The organism is Nonomuraea sp. NPDC049695, from assembly GCF_040674955.1.
Lineage (GTDB): Bacteria > Actinomycetota > Actinomycetes > Streptosporangiales > Streptosporangiaceae > Nonomuraea > Nonomuraea helvata.
Map to the genome: position 1 here is coordinate 1 of NZ_JBFANV010000143.1, position 20,195 is coordinate 20,195.

The window sequence follows — 20,195 nt, forward strand, 5'->3', positions numbered from 1 at the left end:
ACGCTGGGGCGTCCACGAGCTCGAGCTGGCCGGTCCGGCGGGCGGCAACCCCTTCGCGGAGGTCCGCCTGTCGGCCCGGTACCGGTACCGCAACCCCGCCGCTGCCCGCGCACCAGACGGAGGCGCCGTCCGACGCGGCCGCCAGGACAGGGCTCGGCAGGTCGATCCTCGTGACGGCGACGTCCATGCGCCGACCATAACCGGCCGCGATCCGAGCTCAGGACAGGGGTGCCCGGACACGGAGGCATGTCGGCATCAGCCGAGGTCAGCAAGGCTGCGATCATTGACGCATGCGTGTTGTGGTGATCGGGAGCGGCATCGTCGGAGCCAGCGCGGCCTACTATTTGAGCCGGCGCGGCGCGGCGGTGACCGTGGTGGACGGCGGGTACACGGGCGAGGCGACCCACGCGGGAGCGGGCATCGTGTGCCCGTGGGTGGACCACCCGGAGGACGACGACTGGTACCGGCTCACCCGTGAGGGCGCCCGCCACTACCCGGGGCTGGTGGAGGAGCTGGGCGAGGACATCGGCTACGCCACGGTGGGCGCCCTGCTGGTGGCCGAGGACCCGGTTGATCTGGAGCCGGTGCGCGCCCTGCTGCGCCGCCGTTATCCCGGCGCGCCGGAGATGGGCGAGGTCACCGACGTGGCAACGCCGTCCGAGTTGTTCCCGCCGCTGTCCGACACCCTGAGCGCGCTGCTCGTGCCGGGCGCCGCCCGGGTGGACGGGTGCTCGGTGCGCGACGCGCTGCTGCGTGCCGCCGTCGCCCACGGCGCGGAGGTCCGTACGGGCGCCGCGGCCCTCACCCCGGCCGGAGAGGTCGTCCTGCACGCCCTCGCCCGCGAGCCCGTCACGGAGGCCGCGCCGGCCGCGCCACTGCCCCCGGAGCCCGCCCCTGGGGAGGTCGCCGGCCAGGGCGGGTCCTGGCGGCAGGGCGCGCCGCTCGCGCCCGCGCAGCCCCAGGGCCCCGTGTCCACGAGAGCCCCCCGGTTCGCGGGCGAGGGCGTGCCGCTCGAGGCCGACAGCGTGATCGTGGCCGCCGGGGCGTGGACGGGCCAGGTGTGCCGGCCCCTGGGCGTGGAACTGCCGGTCTTCCCCAGGCGGGGGCAGATCCTGCACGTCACCATGGAGGGCGTCGACACCGCGTGGTGGCCGATGGTGCTGCCGAGGGTCGGCCCGTACCTGCTGGGCTTCCCCGACTCGCGCGTCGTCATCGGCGCGACCGTGGAGGATGTGGGGTTCGCGCCGCGCGTCACCATGGGCGGGCTCGACGAGGTGATCTCGGCGGGGCTGCGGGTGGCGCCCGGGCTGTTCGCGGCGACGGTGGCGGAGGCCAGGGTCGGTCTGCGCCCCGTGTACGCCCCCGGCCGGGCCCTCATCGGCCGGCTGACCGGGCGGGTGGTGGTGGCGACGGGACTGAGCGCGTACGGGCTGACGGCGGGCCCGTTCACCGGTGAGATCGCCGCCTCGCTCGCCCTCGGCGAGGAGCCGCCCATCGACATCACGCCTTACGCCCCCGCCTGAGCGGATACCTGCCGGAAAATAGCGGCAAGCGGCCACGTATCATCGGATTCCTCCCCACCGTGACCCTGTGGGGAGGCCGCGTTGCCGCTGCTCGCGCTCTTGGTGCTGCTCCTGTTCGCGTCCGCCTTCGCGGCCGCGCCGCCTGCGCCCCCTCCACCGGCGGCTCCGCCGCCGCCGCCCAAGCCTTCCCCCGTCCCCCGAGGGCGGCCGGCCGAGGAGGTGAAGGTCCCGTACGAGGCCTCCGGCGTCTACAGGGTCGTGCCCGGCGGCGCGCCTCCCAGGCCGGGGCGCGGGGAGGTGGTGCGGTACCTGGTCGAGGTGGAGCGCGGCCTGCCGTTCGACCCGGACGCGTTCGCCGCCCAGGTGCATCGCACGCTCAACGACGTACGCGGCTGGGCCCGCTTCGAGCGCGTCGACCACGGCCCGGTGCAGGTCCGCGTCGCGCTGTCCAGCCCCGGGCTCACCGTCCGCCAGTGCAGTCCGCTGCGCACGGGCGGCGAGCTGTCCTGCTGGAACGGCGAGCGCTCGATCATCAACGCCCTCCGCTGGGCGAAGGGCGTCCCGCAGTACGGCGGCGACCTCACCGCGTACCGGAACTATCTGATCAGCCACGAGGTCGGCCACAGCCTGGGCCACGAGCACAGCTCCTGCCCCGGACCCGGTCGCCTGGCCCCCGTCATGACCCAGCAGTCGAAGTCGCTGGGCCGCTGCCGCCCCAACCCGTGGCCCTTCCCCGACCGCCGACCGGACGAAAAGGAAGATCGGCCACAATGACCCGGTACCTGCGTGTCGCAGGCAGGGAGTGCCGTCGCGGTATGACCTATCGCGATATATCGTACAGACGGGAACACTGGGGAATCCCGTTCGGTTGGGCGGGATGGACAGACTTTTCAGGGGAGAGTGAGCAATGGCAGGAATGCGGACGGCGCGGCGGATCCTCATGGGTGGCGCGGCCCTGGCAGCGGCGGGCTGGGCAGTGCGCGAGGTCCCCGCTGAGCTGGGCGTGCGGCCTCTGACGTCGGGGCCCGACCGGGTGGCGAGGATGCGGCGCTCGCCGCAGTTCAGGGACGGCACGTTCTTCAATCCGATGCCGGAGCCCACCAACCTGATGACCACCCCGCCCGCCGGCCTGCTCGGCGAGATGGCCAGGAACAAGGAGCAGCGCCGCCCCGGCGGTCCCGTTCCGCTCCGCGTCCCGCCGTCCGACCCGCCGCCCGCCGACGGCCTCCGTGTCGTCTGGTACGGCCACGCCTCCACGCTGGTGGAGATCGAGGGCAAGCGGGTGCTGTTCGACCCGGTGTGGAGCAAGCGGCCCTCCCCGTCGCAGCTGGTCGGCCCCAAGCGGCACCACCCGGTGCCCATCGAGATCCGCGAACTGCCCCAGATCGACGCGATCGCGATCTCGCACGACCACTACGACCACCTCGACCTGGCGACCGTGCGCTCGCTGCTCGGGACGCAGAAGGCCCCCTTTCTGGTGCCGCTGGGCATCGGGGCGCACCTCGAGCGGTGGGGCGTGCCGGCGTACCGGATCATCGAGCTCGACTGGGAGGAGGAGGTCCAGGTGGCGGGGCTGCGCTTCGTCGCCACGGCGGCCAGGCACTTCTCCGGCCGGTCCCTCACCCGCAATGACACGTTGTGGGGGTCCTGGGTGGTGGCCGGGGCGAACAAGCGGGTCTTCTACGCGGGCGACTCCGGCTATTTCGAGGGTTATCGCGGCATCGGGTCGGAGCACGGGCCGTTCGACCTGACGCTGATGCCGATCGGCGCGTACAGCCCCGCCTGGCCGGACATCCACATGAACCCCGAGGAGGCCGTCAACGCCCACCTCGATCTGGGAGGTCAGCTGCTGCTGCCTGTGCACTGGGCGACGTTCACGCTGGCGCTGCACCCGTGGGCGGAGCCGGTGGAGCGGCTGTGGCGGGAGGCCAAGGCGCGGGACGTCAAGATCGTCGTTCCGCGTCCGGGCGAGGCCGTCGACACCTCCGCCGCCCAGGTGGTGGAGGGCTGGTGGGAGCTCCTCAGCTGACCGTCCTCGGCCGGGCCGTACAGTCTTGGGGTGAGCAACCTGGAGCTTGACCCGCGGGAGATCCGCTGCGGCGCCGACGCCGGCGCGGACGGCGAGATCCTGGAGGGGCGCGCGGTGCCGCTCGGCGGGCCGCGCGCGATGACGGTGAGCAGGACCCTGCCGGGCGCGCACCGGCGGATGATCGGCGCGTGGTGCTTCGTCGACGCCTACGGGCCGGAGCGGGCGACGATGCGGGTGCCGCCGCACCCGCACACCGGCCTGCAGACCGTGAGCTGGCTCGTCGCGGGCGAGGTGCTGCACCGCGACAGCCTGGGCACCCTGCAGGAGATACGCCCCGGGCAGCTCAACCTCATGACCGCCGGTCGCGGCATCTCGCATTCGGAGGAGTCGCCGGAGACGGTGCTGCACGGGGTGCAGCTGTGGGTGGCGCTGCCCGGCGAGCACCGGCACACCGGGCCCGCGTTCGAGCACCATCCGGTGCTGCCCATGCTGACGGGTCCGGGCTTCGAGGCGACCGTGATCATGGGGTCGCTCGGCGGGGTCTCCTCCCCCGCCACCGCGTTCAGCCCGCTGGTCGGGGCCGAGATCGCGGTGGACGGCGCGTGCGAGGTGCCGCTCTCGCCCGGATTCGAGCACGGGGTGCTGCTGATCGACGGCGCTGTCGAGCAGGTGAGGCCCGGTTCGCTGACGTACCTGCCGCCGGGGCGGTCCGGGCTGCGGCTGTCGGGGCGCGGGCGGGTGCTGCTGATCGGCGGGGAGCCGTTCGGCGAGGAGATCGTCATGTGGTGGAACTTCGTGGGCCGCTCCCACGAGGAGATCGCCGCGTTCAGGAAGGACTGGATGGAGGGCGAGGGGTTCGGCTCCGTCGAGGGGTTCGACGGGGGGCCGCTCCCCGCGCCCGTCCTGCCCGCCACCCGGCTGAAGCCGCGCGGGCGGGTGCGTTAGCTCCGGTACGTGTAGATGACGCCGAGGTCGGCGGCTCCGACCGGGACCTCGGCCAGCAGGCGCACCATCCTGCCGGTGAAGTCGATCACCTGGATCTGCTGGCCGCCCGTGCTGCCCGAGGTCACCCAGCAGACCAGATGATCGTCGTCGAACCAGGTGGCCAGGCCCCCGCACGGCGACTCGATCCGCTTGACCTCGGCGCCGGTCCGCGCGTCGTACACGCAGTTGTTGCCGCTGGTCAGGCCGGGGCAGTCGGTGACGAACAGCGTGCCCGACGGGGAGAACAGCGCGTCGGCGAAGCCGGCGCCCACGTTCGGGATGCGGCGGACGCGTGTGCCGGCGGCGTCGAAGAAGCGCAGGGCCTGCTGGTCGGTGTCGTTCGACATGGCGACCACGCCGGTGTCCGTGCCGTCGAAGCCGTACCTGATGTTCTTCAGCGAGCCCTCCCTGAGGGAGGCGACCGTGGCCTTCCTGGTGGTGACGTCGAGGACGGCGAAGCCGGTCGACTGCCAGACCTCCTTGACCGGCTTGCCGACGTTGAGCAGCAGGCGGGTGCTGTCGCGGGACCAGGCCTGGATGTACGCGCTGAGCGGCTGCTTCGAGGTCCTGACCGAGAACTTCTCGCCCGTCGTCCTGTCGGTGATCTCCACGTTGTCGTAGAAGTCGATGAAGCTCTTGCCGCGCTTGGCCAGGTAGCGGCCGTCGGGCGAGAGCATGGCCTCCAACTGGTCCTGATATTTCGTGAACCCTCCCGTGAGGGAGTCGCGGGCGTAGTACACCCACTCCTTGGTCCTGGCGTCCCTCACCGAGTACGTCGTGAGCCTGACCGGGTCGTCCGGGCTCTCGTAGAACGTGGCGGCGGTGCCGGGAAGCCTGATCGGGGTGAGGTCCGCGGTGGGGACCGGGGAGGCGGTGGGGCTGGGGGACGCCGTGGTGGTGGCGGGGGTGGGGAGCGTGTACGGCTTCCTGTGCGGCAGGTTGATGACGGTGACCACGAGGAGGGTGACGGCCGCCACCAGGGCCACGCCCGCGATCGCGCCGCCGATCAGCCAGTTCTTCCTGTTGGACGGGGGCAGGGGCGGGGGGCCGTACGGCATGGTCCGGGGTGAGGTCCCCGGCTGGTGGTAGGCCGCGGGAGGCTCGAAGACCGGCCGGCCGCTGGGAGGCGGCGGCTGGTCGCCTCCCAGCGGCCGGTACTGCACCTGCGGCTGCTGAGGGTAGGGCGGTTGGCCTGGCCACGGCTGCGGACCGGAGCCGGCGGGCTGCTCCGCACCGGGCGGCTGCCACGGAGGCCCGCTACCGGCCTGCGACGCGCTGCCCATCGGAGGTGGGCCACCTACCGGAGGTGGGCCACCCACCGCAGGCGCACCACCGGCCGGAGGTACCGCGCTCACCGGAGGTGCGGCGCTCACCGGAGGTGGGGCTGGAGGGGTGCCGCCGACCGTGGTGGCCGCGCGGTGGAGGCCGTCCGGGATCGGCGCCGGGTGCTCCAGAAGGCGGTGGATCACCTGCTCGGCCGTCGGGCGGCGGGCGGGGTCCTTCGCGAGGCAGGCCGCGGCCAGCTCCCGCAGCGTGCCCGAGAGCCGCGCCAGGTCCGGCTCGTCGTTCAGCACCCGCTGCACGGTCGCGGGCACCGTCTCGGCCTGGAACGGCCCCGTCCCGCCGGCCGCGAAGACGATCGTGCTCGCCCAGGCGAACAGGTCGGCCGCCGGCCCGACGGGATCGCCGAGGAGCTGCTCGGGCGTCAGGGACAGGGAGCCGCTCACGGGTACGGTCGCCGTGCTGGAGGTGGCGTCGAGCACGTTGGCGAGCGCGGTGGCGATGCCGAACCCGATCACCCGGGGCCCTTCGCTGCCCAGCAGCACGTTGCCGGGGTTGAAGTCGCGGTGCGCGATGCCTGCCTGGTGGATCGCCGCGAGCGCGGTGGCGGTGCCGATGGCCAGCCGGTGGAGCGCGGCCCCGCTGCGCGGCCCCTCCTCACGCACCGCGCGCAGCAGCGTCGGCCCGTCGACGTACTCGCTGACGATGTAGGGACGGCCCTGGTGCACGCCGGTGTCCAGCACCTTCGCGGTGCAGAACGGCGCCACCCGTTGCGCCGCAGCCGCCTCCCCGGCGAACCGCTCCGCCTCCGCCTCATCACCGGCCAGCTCGGGACGCAGCCATTTGACGGCCGCCCGTCTCCCCTGCTCGTCCACGCCTAGATAGACGACGCCCTGTACGCCCTCTCCCAGCCGCCCCCGGATCTCGTAGCCCCCGAGACCAGCCGGATCCCCTGCTCTGAGCTCAGTTATCGACGGCATACGCGAATTATGAGCCCCTAATCTTGCAAAGCGCTTTCATGAAATGCTTTCCGTCTGGCCCGCCGCACGCTCACGTCAGCCCCTGCGCCTTGCGCAGCAGCGCGCAGCGAGACGGCCCGGGCCATCGCGGGCGTGCTGCCGGTGGACGCGGGCCAGGTGACGGTGGCCGGGGCGCGTTCCCGCAAGTGGTCGATCAGAAACGCCGTCCGCACCGGAGCCGGCTTCGTGCCGGAGAACCGGAAGACCGGAAGACCGAGGGCATCGTGCCCACGCTGTCGGCGCGCGACAACATCGCGCCGGCGGCCCTGCCTCAGAAGGCGCTGCTGCTGGACGAGCCGACGCGCGGGGTGGACGTGGCGACCAAGCTGGAGATGCAGGCGCTGCTGGACGGGCTGGCGGTGGACGGGCTGACGATCCTGCTGATCTCGTCGGACGTGAGCGAGCCAGACGAGTGATGAGTTCGGTCACGAGTGGTTCCCTTCGGATTCGAGGGACGCCACAAGTCCGTCCCTCTGATCTCCGCAGTATTCAGACTCGTATCGGCCGATATATGTACCGCCCCGATGAATTGACTTCTTCAGACGGTGCCGGAGGCGGCTCGGCCGGGTCAAACAATTGCACGCTGACGCAACAGCACAGTTCACTCGCCTGCCCAGGTCGGCCGCGTGGCCCTGTCCGCGACGCGCCGGTCGGCCGCCGGACGTCCTTCCCATGACAGGTTGATCACGCCCGTGACCTGGGCGTAGAGGACAGATCGGACGCATCCTGACGAAGAGCCAAACCATTCCGCCCGAACGGTAGTCGAAGGGTGAGGAGGTCCGCTCGAACGCGACAAAAGGGGGCAAGAAGTGCTGCGCATACACTTCACCGGCCAGGATTTACGGCGGATTACTTTGGCCGAGGACACGGACCCGTTGTGGGATGTTCTGTTGAGCTTGCATGTTCTGCAGGAAGGGCGGGATCTGGTTTATGGGGAATGGTGGCGGCGGACCCGGCAGGTGAAAGTCCCCGATATTCGCCTGTTGCTGTCATTGACGCCGCCCCGGGGATATTCGCCGGACTTCCTCACCCCGGGGCGCGGGGGCGCCACGTTGGAGGAGCAGCTGGATGGACTGCTGTCCACCCCGACACCACGCTTCCGCGAGGAGCTGAGCTATTTCAGTGACAAGCAGCCGAACGCCTCATCCATCAGGGCGCTGCTGGACGGTGGCGCTCCGATGCTCGACCGGTTGGGCCATGCCATCACCAGGTATCACCGTGCCGGCATAGCTCCGTACAAACGCATGCTGCGACCGCACCTCCAGGCCGACCGCGACCGGCGGCTGCAGGGGCTCGCCGACGGCGGCGTCGATCGCCTGCTGGGCAATCTCCATCCTGACGTGGTGTGGGATCCACCGGTCCTGCGCGTGCTCGACTACGTCGAACACGACGTGCACCTTGAGGGACGCGGAATCGTGCTCCTGCCGTCGGCGTTCTGCCGCCGCCATCCGATCACGCTGCGGGACACCGATCTGCCGCCTGTGCTGGTCCTGCCCGTACAGCCTCCTGTCGGCTGGCTGCCTCGCGTCCGGGCGGACGGCACGACGGAACACGAACCGGTCGTGGCCCTGCTCGGGCGGACGCGCGCGTACGTCCTGGAGGAGGCCGCGCGGCCCGTGACCACGACGGAGCTGGCCCGGCGCCTCGGCATCTCGCTGGCTATGGCGAGCCGGCACACGACCGTGCTACGCAATGCCGGCCTGGTCGTCTCCAGGCGTGAGCGCAACACCATCTTCCATCACATCACCGCTCTGGGCAGGGGGTTGCTCAACGGCCGGCCGTTCACCTGAACGCGTGAGGCCCCCAGCGATAAGTGTCACCAGTGCGGTGACCGGAAAGGTTCACCGGGTTGGGGGACGGCGAATATCCACGCTTGGGTGTTCGATTCGGTGAGCGTTCAGGGGGACCACGTTGGCGGCCTGCGTGTTCCAGAAGCGATCGCGCTACGCGTCCTGCTGTGGTGACTCGGCCGGAGCGTTCGCGGTGAGAGGCGTCAACCAGTGGATCTCCAGGTCCTCGCGCAGGTAGTTCATGCGAGTTTTCTGGAACTGGACGAGGTTGGGCTGGGCGAGGTGATTGCGCAGGTCGTCCCCCGAACGCCACAGCTCGTAGAAGACCAGCGTGGTGGGGTCGGAGGCATCGCGATGGACCTGGTACTGCCAGGCGCCCGGCTCGGCACGAGTCGGCTCGACGAACGAAAGGAGCAGGCTTTCCAGCTCCTGGGCGCGTTCCGGGCGGGGGCGGGCGTATCCGTAGATGCCGATGGGGCCGGTTCCCTCAGGTATGACGATATTCATACCTGAGGAGGTTAGCCATGCCCGAGGTATGATGCAAGTCGTACCTGAAGGAGGAGATATGGAGCTCGGCAAAGTGCTCGCCGCGCTCGCCGACGACTCCCGGCGGCGCATGGTGGCCGAGCTCGCGGCCGATCCCAAGGATCAGGAGCGGGCATGCGGGTCCTTCGACCTGCCGGTGAAAAAGGCCACACGAACCCATCACTTCCGGGTTCTGCGGGAGGCCGGCCTGGTCGCGCAGCGCGATCATGGCAACGGGAGCACGTTGAGGCTGCTCAGGAAGGACATCGAGCAGCACTATCCCGGCCTGCTACAGCTACTCGTCGCCGAGCTCGGCCAGTCGGGTGAAGACGACGCCACGTCATGACACAAGGCGAGCACCGTATTCCGCATCATGCGTCTCGTCGAGGGTGATGAGCAACGTGACCTCGCCTTCGACGGCGTGACATCGGACCACGATATTCGCGGGGCCGCCAGTCTCGCCGGCCTGACGGTCGAGGCACTCGAGCCGGTGAACCTTTCCGGTCACAGCACTAGCTACCCACCGCGTCCAGGCTCGCAGCCGCCCTTGCCCAGCGATAGATGTCACCTATTCCCAGGGCTAATTGTCACCTGCGAAGGGTTGCCCGAGGTTGTTGTCGCCGTGATCGTCTAGTACTCCAGTGACATTTCGCGATCGTGAGGCGTTGGGGGCACATGGCAACGGCCACCGCGTGATCATTCGGAGTTTGTGAGGACAACGAAAGATCGTGCGGTGGCCGCGAGCCACAGCGTAGACCCTGACGGCTGGATGGTCATCCTCAACGAGCTGATGGCGCGGATCGCCGGCCGGTTCGGCCGCATCGAGCCACGTCGCGCCGCCGGTGCTTACGTGCGCAAGCTGCTGGCCCGACATCGACCGCAAGAACTGCTGGAACCTGGCCGAACATGCCGGGCCGACCGGGCCGCAGGCGCCGCAGCGGCTGTTGCGCACCACCCGCTGGACGCCGACGCCGTCCGCGATGACGTCCGTGATTTCGTCGTCGAACGGCTCGGCCCCGATGGCGTGCTGATCGTGGATGAGACCGGGTTCGTCAAGAAAGGCGTCGGTTCGGCCGGGGTGCAGCGGCAATACAGCGGCGCTGCGGGCCGGATCGAAAATTGCCAGATCGGCGTGTTCCTCGCCTACGCCACCACGCGCGGCCGAGCACTGCTGGACCGGCGGCTCTACCTGCCCGAGCACACCTGGCTGGCCGACCCCGGCCGCTGCCATGCCGCCGGCGTCCCGGACGAGACGCATTTCGCCACCAAACCCGCCCTGGCCATCCAGATGCTCCTGGCCGCGATCGAGGCGGGGGTGCCGGCGAGCTGGGTGAGCGGAGATGAGGTCTACGGGCAAGACCCGCGCCCGCGCGTCGCCCTGGAGGAGCCCCGGATGGGGTACGTACTGCGCACGGATCGACGAAAGCGAGGCCCGCGGATATCGGTGGCTGCTGATCAGGCGCAACCTGACCACCGGCGAGCCGGCGTTCTACCGCTGCTACGCACCCACCCGGCAGCCGTTGATGGCCCTGGTCAAGGTCGCCGGAATCCGATGGGCGGTTGAGGAGTCCTTCCAAGCAGCCAAGGGCCAGGTCGGCCTGGGCCACTACCAAGTACGCGGCTGGACGGCCTGGCACCGGCACATCACCCTGGCCATGCTTGCGCTGGCCCTGCTGGCGGCCATCGCCACCGCCCAGCCACCCAGCGACCAGGACCGCATCCCACTGACACTGCCCGAGATCCGCCGGCTGCTCGCCGCACTCATACTGCCCCAGCACCGCTCCATCACGGACGTTCTGCGCTGGTCACACTGGCGCCGACGCCACCAGGCCACGGCCCGGCACTGCCACTACCAGCGCAGATCCGAACCATGATCGCGAAATGTCACTGGAGTACTAGGCGCCGCTCGGCCGGTGCGCGGCTGGGCCGGTGTGCGGGGTGTGGTGCGCGACTGCGCGCAGTCGTTCGGCCGGTGTGCGGCTTGGCACCGTCGTTCGCGCTGGTCGCCTCGGGGATTGGCCCGGCCGCGCCGCACCGGCTCCAGACGCCGCCGGTCACCGAGCGCGTGCGGCGGCGGACCGGCGCGCGCGTCAACGGCGGACGGTACGCAGGACCACGATGCCGTCGTCGTCCCGGTCGAACACGGCCAGCCCGGTCGGGAAGCGCCGGATACGGAGCTGAGGTGCCGGAGCCGGCGCATGGTCGTCGTGCGGCCGGCCGGGCGTTCGTCCAGGCTGAGGCCCCGGTGTGCCTGAGGCAGGCGCTGAACGGGGGCGCGCTCACTCCGTCTGGACGGGCGCGGGTGCCGGGGACGCTCGACGCATCCGTTCGTCCGTCCAGTAATCCTCAACCGGCGTGGGAGTCGCGACGCGGTGAGCAGTCGGCGAGGCGGGAATGCCGGTGTCACCGGGAGTGGGGCGAGCGCCCTCCGCGGGCTGTGACGTCGCCATGCGCACCGCGATCACGGCGAGAGCGATCAGGACCGCGGTCGCGGCTGCCGCTAGGACCGTCCTGGACAAGGCCGGGACCTCCCCTCGACGGGAGACTGGGGACGGGGCGGGGCTCCCCGGCGTGGAGCCGGGGAGCCCCGTCGCACTATTCGTCAGGATTTCTGGTCGGCGTAATTATAGAGATCCCAGTCAGGATTGTCGAAATAAGGACTCCACCACTGGGTGGGATTGACAATTCTGTCGAGTGTGCTGGATGTGCCGTTGACATATCCGAGGCCTGTGCTGTCGTCGTACGACGCGAGCCACGGGCCGCCGCTCTGGCCGCGCGTCAGGGGGCAGCCCATCGTGATCTGGTTCGATCCGGAGGCGGACGTGGTGCCCTGGCAGAAATACTGCCAGTCTCCCGGGTAAGGGGACTCCGACGGGTAGCCGAGCATGGTCATGGAGCGCGATTTCGGCTGTCCGGTCTGGAAGCCGTGACCGCCCACCGTGTCGACGAGTACCTGGCCCTGCTCATTGTTGAATGTCTTGACGAAGCCGACGTCGTAATCGAAGTTGCTGTTGTTGATCCAGCCGTTGAAGCTGATCAGCCAATTCGCGGCGAAGGTGCCGTACGGACGGTTTCCGTAATTGTAGTAGGGGACGAAGACCCAGTTCTGGTGCCAGTTCCCGCCGCTGCCCCCGTGCACGCAGTGACCGGCCGTGCTCACGATGCGTCTGGACGGGCTGTTGATCGAGCCGGCGGAGCAGACGTAGTCGCGTCCGTCCACGGCGTTTCGGTAGAAGACCTTGCCGACGGCGATCGACGCGTTGACCAGCACGTTGACGTTCTGGCTGGTGCCTCGGCCGGCCTTGCCGCGTTCCACCCCCTTGAGGGACGGCGGCGCCGCGGGCTGGACGCTTCTGGGGACCGCCGACTGGACGTCGGACGGCGAGTCTTGAGTGGGATTCTTGCCGGGGGATTCCGGGGCGGGGATCGCCTTGCGCATGCGCTCTTCTGTCCAGTACGCCAGGACGGCCTCTGTCCTGGCCTTGCGTGCCGTGCTCATCACCTGCGCCACGTCCGGGCTGACGGGAGCGGGGACGGCGACGGCCTCGGCCGGGGCTTTCATGTTCGGTGCGGCGGCACCGCTCGCCGGAGCGGTGACCACGATGGCTCCGCCCATGAGGACGGCGGCTGTGCCCGCTATGAGCACGCGCCTTGCTGACGGGCGTAACCGAAATCCGCGCATGGAGCCTCCATAAAAGGCGTCGGGGAATTCAAGGCCTCCCGAAGGTACACACGAGACAGAGCGGTTGTAAATCACCAAATACGAGTCGCACTGTTTTGGTCCGGACTTTTTCAGCTTCTGATAATTCCCCTTTTCGAAAGAAAACATGTGGCGGTCATCTTCCCGGCAGCCCGATTTCATGTAGGGATTGACCGCCGGTGAAGGGCCGGTGAGCGACGGGAGCCGTACCGGGCCACGGCGAGTCTTACTGTCCGAGCCCGCTCCGCTAGCTAGCAGTCGGCCGCCGCCTTGCGACCGCTCGCGTTAGTTGTCACCGGCTGGTTAGCGTGAGCCTGGCAGGAAGGGTGTTCAACCCTCGACAGTTGTCACTCCTTGCTCGAGCTATCGTCACCAGGTGCAGTTTGCAAGCCTTGTTGTCGCCTTCGGGATGCACGGTTAGGAGGGCGAGCGGGCTTGGTGCGGCATTCGAGCGGCCCGGTCTGCCCCGCAAAGCGGCACAACTCCAGCGACTGACAGCGATCTGCCGCATGACCATCGAATCTTGATCGTTCGGCGCGGAGGACGCCCACGAGGCGGAGAAACGAGGCGGGATGAGGCCCACAAGCCGAGGCGATTCGTGACATCGAGCGGCAGCGCCTGCGTTCACTGGTCACGGGAGACATGGAACCCGCCGACGTCCTGCACGCGGATGACTATCAGCTGATCACTCCGCGCGGCATTGCTCTGTCGAAGGCGGAGTACCTGGGCGCAATCGCTTCGGGGCAACTTCGTTACCAGGTGTTCGAGGCTGTCTCGGACATCGTCGTACGCGCCAGCGACCAGATGGCCATCCTGCGGTACCGCGCGCGGATCGACGTTTCCGCGGATCACGGAGACCTGCTGTCCCTTACCTGCTGGCATACCGATTGCTACGAGCTGCGCGAGGGACGCCGGCAGGCCGTGTGGTCTCAGGCAACCACAGCGGACTGATCTCTTCAGGCTTCCCCCCTGAGTCCAGTGGAACTTCACCAAGCGGGGCGCCCGGTGAATTGACCTTGGTGACAGAAACGGTTTGCAGGTGACAAGTATCGCGAGTGATCACAACGCGTCAACCTAAGGTTGACGGCTTCTATTCGTCAACCTATGGTTGACGCATGGAAGCCACCGTACGTCTCGACGATCTCATCAACGCGATCAAGAGCCGCCACCCCGACGGCAACGCCCTGGAGCAGCTCACCGACGCCGTGACGCTGGGCGAGCACCTCGGCGAGGTGGCCGATCACCTCATCGGCCACTTCGTCGACCACGCCCGCCACTCCGGCGCCTCCTGGACCGAGATCGGCCGCAGCATGGGCGTGACCAAGCAGGCCGTCCAGAAACGGTTCGTGCCCAAGGAGGGAGGGCTGGCCGCACAGATGGCCTCCTACGGCCGCTTCACCCCTCGCGCCCGCAACGTGGTCGTGGCGGCGGAGCAGGAGGCCAGGGAGGCCGGCAGCGAGACCATCGAGCCGGAGCACCTCGTTCTCGGCCTGCTGCACGAGCCGGAGGCGTTGGCGGCCAAGGCCATGGTGCGGCTCGGCGCGCCGCTGGACCAGGTCAAGGACGTCATGAAGGCGATGCTGCGCCCCGGCGGCCAGACCGCGCCCGACCTGCTGCCGCTCGCCCCGCAGACCAGGAAGGCCCTGGAGCTGACGCTGCGCGAGGCGCTGCGGCTCGGCCACAACTACGTCGGCACCGAGCACGTCCTGCTCGGCCTGCTGGCCCTCGGCGAGGGGGCGGCCGTGGCCGCGCTCAACGGGCTCGGCCTGACCACGGAGACCGCGGAGCCGGAGGTCAAGCGCATGCTCCACACCGTCCTCGGTCAGCCCCCAGCCTCGGCCACCGGCAACGGATGACCGGTGTATCAGGGACCTCTACGGGCCCTAATACACCGATATATGCGGATGGTCGTAGTGGTTGGCCGTCGTTCCACCCCGGTCGGACATGGTGCGCCAGGCGCCCGTCCTGGCGTGCCAGATCCGCTGCCGGTAGATGATGTACATGATGCCGAGCCGCTTGGCGTTCTTGATGGCCCAGGCGGCGATCTGGTTGCCGCGCTCGACCTCCCCCGCCGACGGCAGCGCGCCGCCCCGGCTCAGCATGAAGTCGCAGGCACGCCCGAGCGGATGCTCGCCACCGTCCTGGATCGTCCGGTAGCACCCGATCCCGAACGGAACGTCGAACCGTTCCTTGACGAGCTGCTTGACCAGCCGCATCCTGGGCGTGATGTTGTCGGACCCGCCGGGCAGCTGCGGCACCCACGTGCCGTCCGGCCGCCGCACCCCCGGAGCCGTGTACAGCTGATCGATCTTGTCCTTGATCCGATCGATCTGCTTCTCGGCCTTCTTCTTCCGTTTCTCCAGGTCGTCGACCGTACGAGTGAGCTCCTTGGCGCGGGCGTCGGCCTCGTCCTTGGCCTGCTGGTGGGCGTCCCTGACCTGGGTGTAGCCGCGCAGCCGCGCGTCCTGGAGCTCGACGAGGTGCTGGTTGAGCGCCATGCGGCCGAGGAAGGAGGACGGGTCCTGGTTGCCGACGAGGAAGGCGAGCTGGCCGGTTTCGCCGCCGATGTACTGGCTGACGGCCATGGCTCTGAGCTCGAGGGACTCGCGTTCGTAGACGGCTTGGGCGGCGGCCAGCTTCTCGCGTGCGGATTTTTCCGCTTTTTCCGCTTTTTGCTGGGCGATTCTGCTGTTGTAGTACTCGGTGATGAGCTTGTCCGAATCCTTCTGGAGCGCGGACAGCTCCTTCTTGAGCTGCTTCACCGTGGGCTTGGGCTCGGCCTCCGCCGGAGCCCCCGCCATCAGGAGCACCGCCCCGAGCGTCACCGCAGAGAGCGTACGGACTGGACCGCGTAGCCGGTCGGCACGGGAGGCAACCGCCACACTTCTCCTTACCCCGAGCCGCAGGGCAGGTTCCGGTCAGCATGTATTCAGGCCGGGGGGCGCCCTCTATCCGACTGCTGATAGTAGAGGATCACGCCCCCCGGCACACAACTCATGACTTTTCGTTATCGCGCGGTCGCCGTACCCTTCGCACCACGATCTGCCGTCCGAGCAGCACCGAGCCCGGCACGACCACCAGCCCCAGCAGGCTCGATCCCAGGCCGAGACCGACGTCGGCGTCCAGCACTCCGTCCCCCTTGCCGCTGAGGAGCGGCACGTTCACCGAGACCTTGACGGAGACGGAGATGAGCGGCTTGTTCCTGGCCGGAGGCTGCGTGCCGGGATCCGGAGCCCTCGTGGTGGGCGGCCGGGTCTCCGGTGGCCGGGTCTCCGGTGGCCTGGTGGCCGGCGGCTCACTCGTGGGGGGCCGGGTCGTCGGGGGCCTGGTGGCCGGCGGCTCGCTCGTGGGCGGACGTGTGGTCGGGCGCGCGGTCGGCCGGTTGGAGGCCGTCGGCTCCCGGGTCGTCGGGCGGCCGGTCGGCTGCCGGGTGGGCGCGGGGGGCTCGGTGCGTGGTCCGCCTCCGGTCGGACGGACCACGGGTGGAACGGTCGGGACCGTGCTCGGCTCACCGACGTACGTGACGGGCGGCGTGGCCGTGACGGACTCGCTCGGGGTGGGATCCGCGGAGGTGGGCGCCGCCGACGTGGGCGGCGCGGACGTCGGGGAGGCGGGCACCCGGGTGCCCGCCGGGGAGGACGTGCCGGGCGGCAGCGCGACGCCCGGCCCAGGCTCCGGGGCATCGGCCCAGATCACGAACGCCGACGTCACCGCGGCCGCGGTCGCCAGCACCAGCCCGCCCGTCACCACGAACTTGCCCGCCGGCGTCAGCGTCGTCTTGAACACGCTGGTGGTGCTCTCCGCGGCGGCCGATTCCGCCCTCGGCAGCAGCGCGGCCAGCGGCACGGCCAGGGCACCGAGCCCGGCCCGTCCGCGCTGATCCCATTCCTCCCCGTACGTGGCCAGCGCGACCTCTTCCAGCTCGGTCAGGAACACCTCCGCCGACCCCGGACGCCCCGCCGGATCCTTGGCCAGCCCGTGTTCGAGCAGCGGGCGCAGCGGCTCGTCGACGTCCTCCAGCGGGGGCGGCACGTGCTGGTGCTGGTAGGCGAGCGCGGCCACGTTCTCACCGTGGAAGGCCCGGTGGCCGGTCAGGCACTCGTAGAACACCAGCGTGGCGGCGTACACATCGGTGGCGGGGCCGGCCGGGGCGTCCTCCCACTGCTCGGGAGCCATGTAGGAGGGGGTGCCGACGAGGGAGGCGGTCTCCCCGAAGTGCGCCGCCACGCCGAAGTCGACCAGCTTGCTCTCGCCGTCCTGGGTGATGATGACGTTCTCGGGCTTGAAGTCCCGGTGTACGACGCCGCGCTGATGCGCCTCGGCCAGTCCGAGCAGCGCGCCCTTCAGGACCACGAGCGCCGCCTCCGGACCCGTCGCGCCCTCGTGCTCCAGGAGCCGCCGCAGCGTCACGCCGTCGACCAGCTCCATCACGATGACGGCGTCGTCCTCGCCCTCGACGTACTCCAGCAGGCGGGCGGTGTGCGGGCTGTCGATCTCGCGGATGACCTCCGCCTCCGCCCGGAACCTCCCCACGAACTCCTCGTCCGCGCGCAGCGGCTCGGACAGGTGCTTGATCGCGACGGATTCTCCGTCGGAGTCCCGTACGGCGAGCATCACCCGCCCTGTCCCGCCGTGTCCGAGTTCCCGGATCTCGGTGTAGCCGGGAACTTCCATACTGGGACCTCCTGACCGGATAAAGATCCTTATGTCAGGACGCTAACCTGGGGTCACACGCCGTGTCGAGCCCCTCCGCAAGAGTGATCGCCCCACCACCACAATCGGTATGTTTACTACTTTCCATAGTAGATTTCGCGATCATCGTGCGAAACGACCGGATTCCCCTATTTCATCCCCTATCACTACGATTCCCGCGTGTCCCCTGAGCAACACAGCAACACGACGGCCGTCTTCGTGAACCAGAGCGGCCGCCGTCGAAGGCTGATCATGATCGGCTCGATCGCCGCGAGCGTCCTGGCTCTCGCGCTGCTCGCCGTCGTGATCGGCGGAATGTTCTCCAGCACGACACTGTCTGTGAACGGCTGGCCGGGCGATCGCCCAGGAGCGGCGGACCGGACGGCTTCGCCGGATCGCACGCCGACGCCTCGGCAGAGGTCGTCCGAGCAGCCGACCCCCTCAGTGACACGTCCGGTGGCGACACGCTCGCCATCACGCCGTCCGACCCCGAGCGCCAGCCGCCCGGTCCGGCCGTCGGCGACATCCGGGCAGACTTCGCCGCGGCCGGAGCGGACCACGTCGCGGCCCAGCACGGATCCGGAGCCCAGTTCCGAGCCCACCGCGACCGGCCCTACCGCCGACCCCACGGACGCCGCGAACGAGCCGCCCGGCAAGGACAGGACAACGCCGGGACTGGATCCGAACCGGACGAAGGGCCCGAAGAAGTGAGCGCCCCCTCCGGCGCTCCTTCTGGCGACCCCTCTCGCGGCCCTTCGCCGGGCGACAAGCTGGTGTGGCCGTCCGCGCCGGTGCCCGCCTGGCAGGACTACCGCTCTGCTCAGCCAGGTGACGACGCGCCGCGGATCCCGCCGGCGCAGCCGCCCGCGTCGACCGCGAGACCCCCGGCCGACCCCAAGGGTCACTGGTTCCCGCTCGCCGTCTTCCTGCTGCTGGCCGCCACCGCGCTGGTGCTCAACGGATACGTGACCAACGTCGTCGGCGAGACGCACGCGCCCCCGCCCGCCGCCGGCTCTCCACCCCCTGAGCTGGAGAAGGTACGGCGCGGCGGCCCCGTACTCAACATCACGGCGAACGGGCCCGCCAGCGCCCGCCTGCCGAGCAGGACGATCGCGCTGACGTTCGACGACGGACCCGACCCGGCGTGGACTCCGCAGGTGCTGGACATGCTGCAGAAGTACGGCGCCAAGGCGACCTTCTTCACCGTCGGCTCCAAGGTGGCGAAATACCCCGAGCTGGCGCGGCGCATCGTCGCCGAGGGCCACGAGCTGGGAAACCACACCTACTCACACGCCGACCTCGCGGCCCTGCCGGGCTGGCGGCTCAAGCTCGAGTTGTCGCTGACGCAACGTGCCCTGGCCGGAGCGACAGGGCTGCACACCACGCTGGCCCGCCCGCCGTACTCCTCCACCCCCGCGGCGATCTCCGGGCCGCAGTGGGCGGGGATGAAGGCCCTGGCCGCCGAGGGCTACCTCGTCACGCTGACGGACCTCGACACCAGGGACTGGAGCCGTCCAGGAGCATCGAAGATCGTGGCGTCGTCGATCCCGGACAGGGGCCGGGGCGCCATCGTCATGATGCACGACTCGGGCGGCGACAGGCGGCAGACCGTCGAGGCCGTCGGAGCCGTCCTGCGGGAGCTGACCGGCAAGGGCTACCGCGCCGTCACGGTGACGACGGCGCTCGGCATGCCCTCGGCGCACCAGCGGGCCGGCGGAGTGGAGCAGTTCGCCGGCTCCGCGCTCAACCTGGCCCAGCGTGCCTCGGAGGCGTTCGCCGGCGCGCTGGCGTGGGTGCTGCTGGCCGCGGGAGCGCTCACCTTGGGGCGGCTCGGCTTCTTCGCCGTGCTCGCGTGGGTGCACGCGGCCCGCACCAGGGGTGGCAAGCGGCGCAAGGGCCGGGCTCCCGTGTGGTCCGCGCCCCCGCCGGTGACCGTGATCGTGCCCGCCTACAACGAGGCCGCCGGGATCCAGGCCACGGTGCGGTCGCTGGTCGACACCACGTACCAGGGCGAACTCGAGATCCTCGTCGTGGACGACGGCTCGACGGACGACACCGCCGAGCTGGCGGAGGCGCTGGGACTCCCCGGGGTACGCGTGATCCGCCGGCCCAACGGCGGCAAGCCGGCCGCGCTCAACACCGGCATCGCCCAGGCCGCCCATGAGCTGGTCGTCATGGTGGACGGCGACACCGTCTTCGAACCCGCCACGATCGGCCACCTGGTCCGCCAGCTGGCCGACCCCGCGGTCGGCGCGGTGAGCGGCAACACCAAGGTCGGCAACCGGCGCGGCATGATCGGCCGGTGGCAGCACATCGAGTACGTCATCGGCTTCAACCTCGATCGGCGCGCCTTCGAGCTGCTCGACTGCATGGCGACCGTACCCGGCGCGATCGGGGCGTTCCGGCGTTCGGCGCTCATGGCACTGGGCGCGGTGAGCGCGGACACGCTGGCGGAGGACACCGACCTCACGATGGCGCTGTGCCGGGCCGGATGGCGCGTGGTCTACGAGGAGAAGGCGCTGGCCTGGACGGAGGCGCCGACCTCGCTCGGCCAGCTGTGGACCTGCGCCACGCGCCCGCCAAGGTGTCCCAGACCCCCGAACGGCGGGGTGGCATGCATCCCGGCATGAAGGCGGCCTGGGGCGCCTGGGC

At 70.0% G+C, this 20,195-nt stretch carries 19 protein-coding genes; 12 read left to right on the forward strand and 7 right to left on the reverse strand.

Translation table 11 applies throughout. The annotated features are described in order from the left end of the window. On the reverse strand, positions 1 to 187 hold a 187-nt coding region (locus tag AB0J64_RS53830), incomplete at its 3' end, for a hypothetical protein (RefSeq protein ID WP_364045756.1). 103 nt (positions 188 to 290) lie between these two features. On the opposite strand from AB0J64_RS53830, the gene AB0J64_RS53835 reads away from it, so the two are divergent. From AB0J64_RS53835 to AB0J64_RS53850, 4 genes are all read left to right on the forward strand, one after another. Further along, positions 291 to 1,523: an FAD-dependent oxidoreductase gene (locus AB0J64_RS53835; protein ID WP_364045758.1), complete on the forward strand. Its 1,233-nt coding sequence runs from the start codon at positions 291 to 293 to the stop codon at positions 1,521 to 1,523. Positions 1,524 to 1,604: 81 nt separating this feature from the next. Continuing rightward, positions 1,605 to 2,297, forward strand: coding sequence for a DUF3152 domain-containing protein (locus AB0J64_RS53840; RefSeq protein ID WP_364045760.1), 693 nt, complete (start codon positions 1,605 to 1,607; stop codon positions 2,295 to 2,297). Between the two features lie 133 nt (positions 2,298 to 2,430). Continuing rightward, the gene (locus tag AB0J64_RS53845; protein ID WP_364045762.1) at positions 2,431 to 3,552 is read left to right on the forward strand and encodes an MBL fold metallo-hydrolase; all 1,122 of its coding nucleotides are present in this window, start codon (positions 2,431 to 2,433) and stop codon (positions 3,550 to 3,552) included. Between the two features lie 30 nt (positions 3,553 to 3,582). Continuing rightward, positions 3,583 to 4,497 (forward strand): pirin family protein, encoded by a 915-nt coding sequence (locus AB0J64_RS53850; RefSeq protein ID WP_364045764.1) that lies wholly within the window; start codon positions 3,583 to 3,585, stop codon positions 4,495 to 4,497. On the opposite strand, the gene AB0J64_RS53855 is transcribed toward AB0J64_RS53850, so the two are convergent. Beyond that, a complete protein-coding gene (locus AB0J64_RS53855; RefSeq protein ID WP_364045766.1) occupies positions 4,494 to 6,797 on the reverse strand; it encodes a serine/threonine-protein kinase in 2,304 nt (767 codons plus the stop codon). The genes AB0J64_RS53850 and AB0J64_RS53855 overlap by 4 nt on opposite strands. A gap of 263 nt (positions 6,798 to 7,060) precedes the next feature. On the opposite strand from AB0J64_RS53855, the gene AB0J64_RS53860 reads away from it, so the two are divergent. Both AB0J64_RS53860 and AB0J64_RS53865 read left to right on the forward strand, forming a co-directional pair. Next, positions 7,061 to 7,252, forward strand: a complete 192-nt coding sequence (locus tag AB0J64_RS53860) for a hypothetical protein (protein ID WP_364045768.1) — start codon at positions 7,061 to 7,063, stop codon at positions 7,250 to 7,252. A 567-nt stretch (positions 7,253 to 7,819) separates the two neighbouring features. Further along, on the forward strand, positions 7,820 to 8,626 hold the full coding sequence (locus AB0J64_RS53865; protein WP_364045770.1) for a helix-turn-helix domain-containing protein: 807 nt from the start codon (positions 7,820 to 7,822) through the stop codon (positions 8,624 to 8,626). 153 nt (positions 8,627 to 8,779) lie between these two features. On the opposite strand, the gene AB0J64_RS53870 is transcribed toward AB0J64_RS53865, so the two are convergent. Continuing rightward, positions 8,780 to 9,133, reverse strand: coding sequence for a putative quinol monooxygenase (locus tag AB0J64_RS53870; protein ID WP_364045772.1), 354 nt, complete (start codon positions 9,131 to 9,133; stop codon positions 8,780 to 8,782). A 58-nt stretch (positions 9,134 to 9,191) separates the two neighbouring features. On the opposite strand from AB0J64_RS53870, the gene AB0J64_RS53875 reads away from it, so the two are divergent. From AB0J64_RS53875 to AB0J64_RS53885, 3 genes are all read left to right on the forward strand, one after another. Continuing rightward, complete coding sequence (locus tag AB0J64_RS53875) at positions 9,192 to 9,497, forward strand: ArsR family transcriptional regulator (RefSeq protein ID WP_364045774.1); 306 nt, start codon at positions 9,192 to 9,194, stop codon at positions 9,495 to 9,497. A gap of 423 nt (positions 9,498 to 9,920) precedes the next feature. Then, positions 9,921 to 10,715 carry a transposase gene (locus AB0J64_RS53880; RefSeq protein WP_364045776.1) on the forward strand — a complete coding sequence of 265 codons (795 nt, stop codon included), beginning with the start codon at positions 9,921 to 9,923 and terminating at the stop codon, positions 10,713 to 10,715. Further along, positions 10,675 to 11,025 (forward strand): hypothetical protein, encoded by a 351-nt coding sequence (locus tag AB0J64_RS53885; RefSeq protein WP_364045778.1) that lies wholly within the window; start codon positions 10,675 to 10,677, stop codon positions 11,023 to 11,025. Before AB0J64_RS53880 ends, AB0J64_RS53885 begins: the two co-directional genes overlap by 41 nt. Positions 11,026 to 11,753: 728 nt before the next feature. Here AB0J64_RS53885 and AB0J64_RS53890 read toward each other — a convergent pair. Then, entirely contained in the window at positions 11,754 to 12,980 is a 1,227-nt protein-coding gene (locus tag AB0J64_RS53890) for a hypothetical protein (RefSeq protein ID WP_364045780.1), read from the reverse strand. 474 nt (positions 12,981 to 13,454) lie between these two features. On the opposite strand from AB0J64_RS53890, the gene AB0J64_RS53895 reads away from it, so the two are divergent. Together AB0J64_RS53895 and AB0J64_RS53900 are read left to right on the forward strand one after the other, a co-directional pair. Beyond that, positions 13,455 to 13,802, forward strand: coding sequence for a nuclear transport factor 2 family protein (locus AB0J64_RS53895; RefSeq protein ID WP_364045792.1), 348 nt, complete (start codon positions 13,455 to 13,457; stop codon positions 13,800 to 13,802). A 164-nt stretch (positions 13,803 to 13,966) separates the two neighbouring features. Then, positions 13,967 to 14,707: a Clp protease N-terminal domain-containing protein gene (locus AB0J64_RS53900; protein ID WP_364045782.1), complete on the forward strand. Its 741-nt coding sequence runs from the start codon at positions 13,967 to 13,969 to the stop codon at positions 14,705 to 14,707. 27 nt (positions 14,708 to 14,734) lie between these two features. On the opposite strand, the gene AB0J64_RS53905 is transcribed toward AB0J64_RS53900, so the two are convergent. The 3 genes from AB0J64_RS53905 to AB0J64_RS53915 form a co-directional block, all read right to left on the reverse strand. Then, the gene (locus AB0J64_RS53905; RefSeq protein ID WP_364045784.1) at positions 14,735 to 15,676 is read right to left on the reverse strand and encodes a hypothetical protein; all 942 of its coding nucleotides are present in this window, start codon (positions 15,674 to 15,676) and stop codon (positions 14,735 to 14,737) included. A gap of 169 nt (positions 15,677 to 15,845) precedes the next feature. After that, complete coding sequence (locus tag AB0J64_RS53910; protein WP_364045786.1) at positions 15,846 to 17,525, reverse strand: protein kinase; 1,680 nt, start codon at positions 17,523 to 17,525, stop codon at positions 15,846 to 15,848. A 185-nt stretch (positions 17,526 to 17,710) separates the two neighbouring features. After that, on the reverse strand, positions 17,711 to 18,145 hold the full coding sequence (locus tag AB0J64_RS53915; protein WP_364045788.1) for a hypothetical protein: 435 nt from the start codon (positions 18,143 to 18,145) through the stop codon (positions 17,711 to 17,713). A gap of 105 nt (positions 18,146 to 18,250) precedes the next feature. Here AB0J64_RS53915 and AB0J64_RS53920 point away from each other — a divergent pair, with 105 nt between their 5' ends. Further along, complete coding sequence (locus AB0J64_RS53920) at positions 18,251 to 20,173, forward strand: polysaccharide deacetylase family protein (protein WP_364045790.1); 1,923 nt, start codon at positions 18,251 to 18,253, stop codon at positions 20,171 to 20,173. Positions 20,174 to 20,195 lie beyond the last annotated feature (22 nt).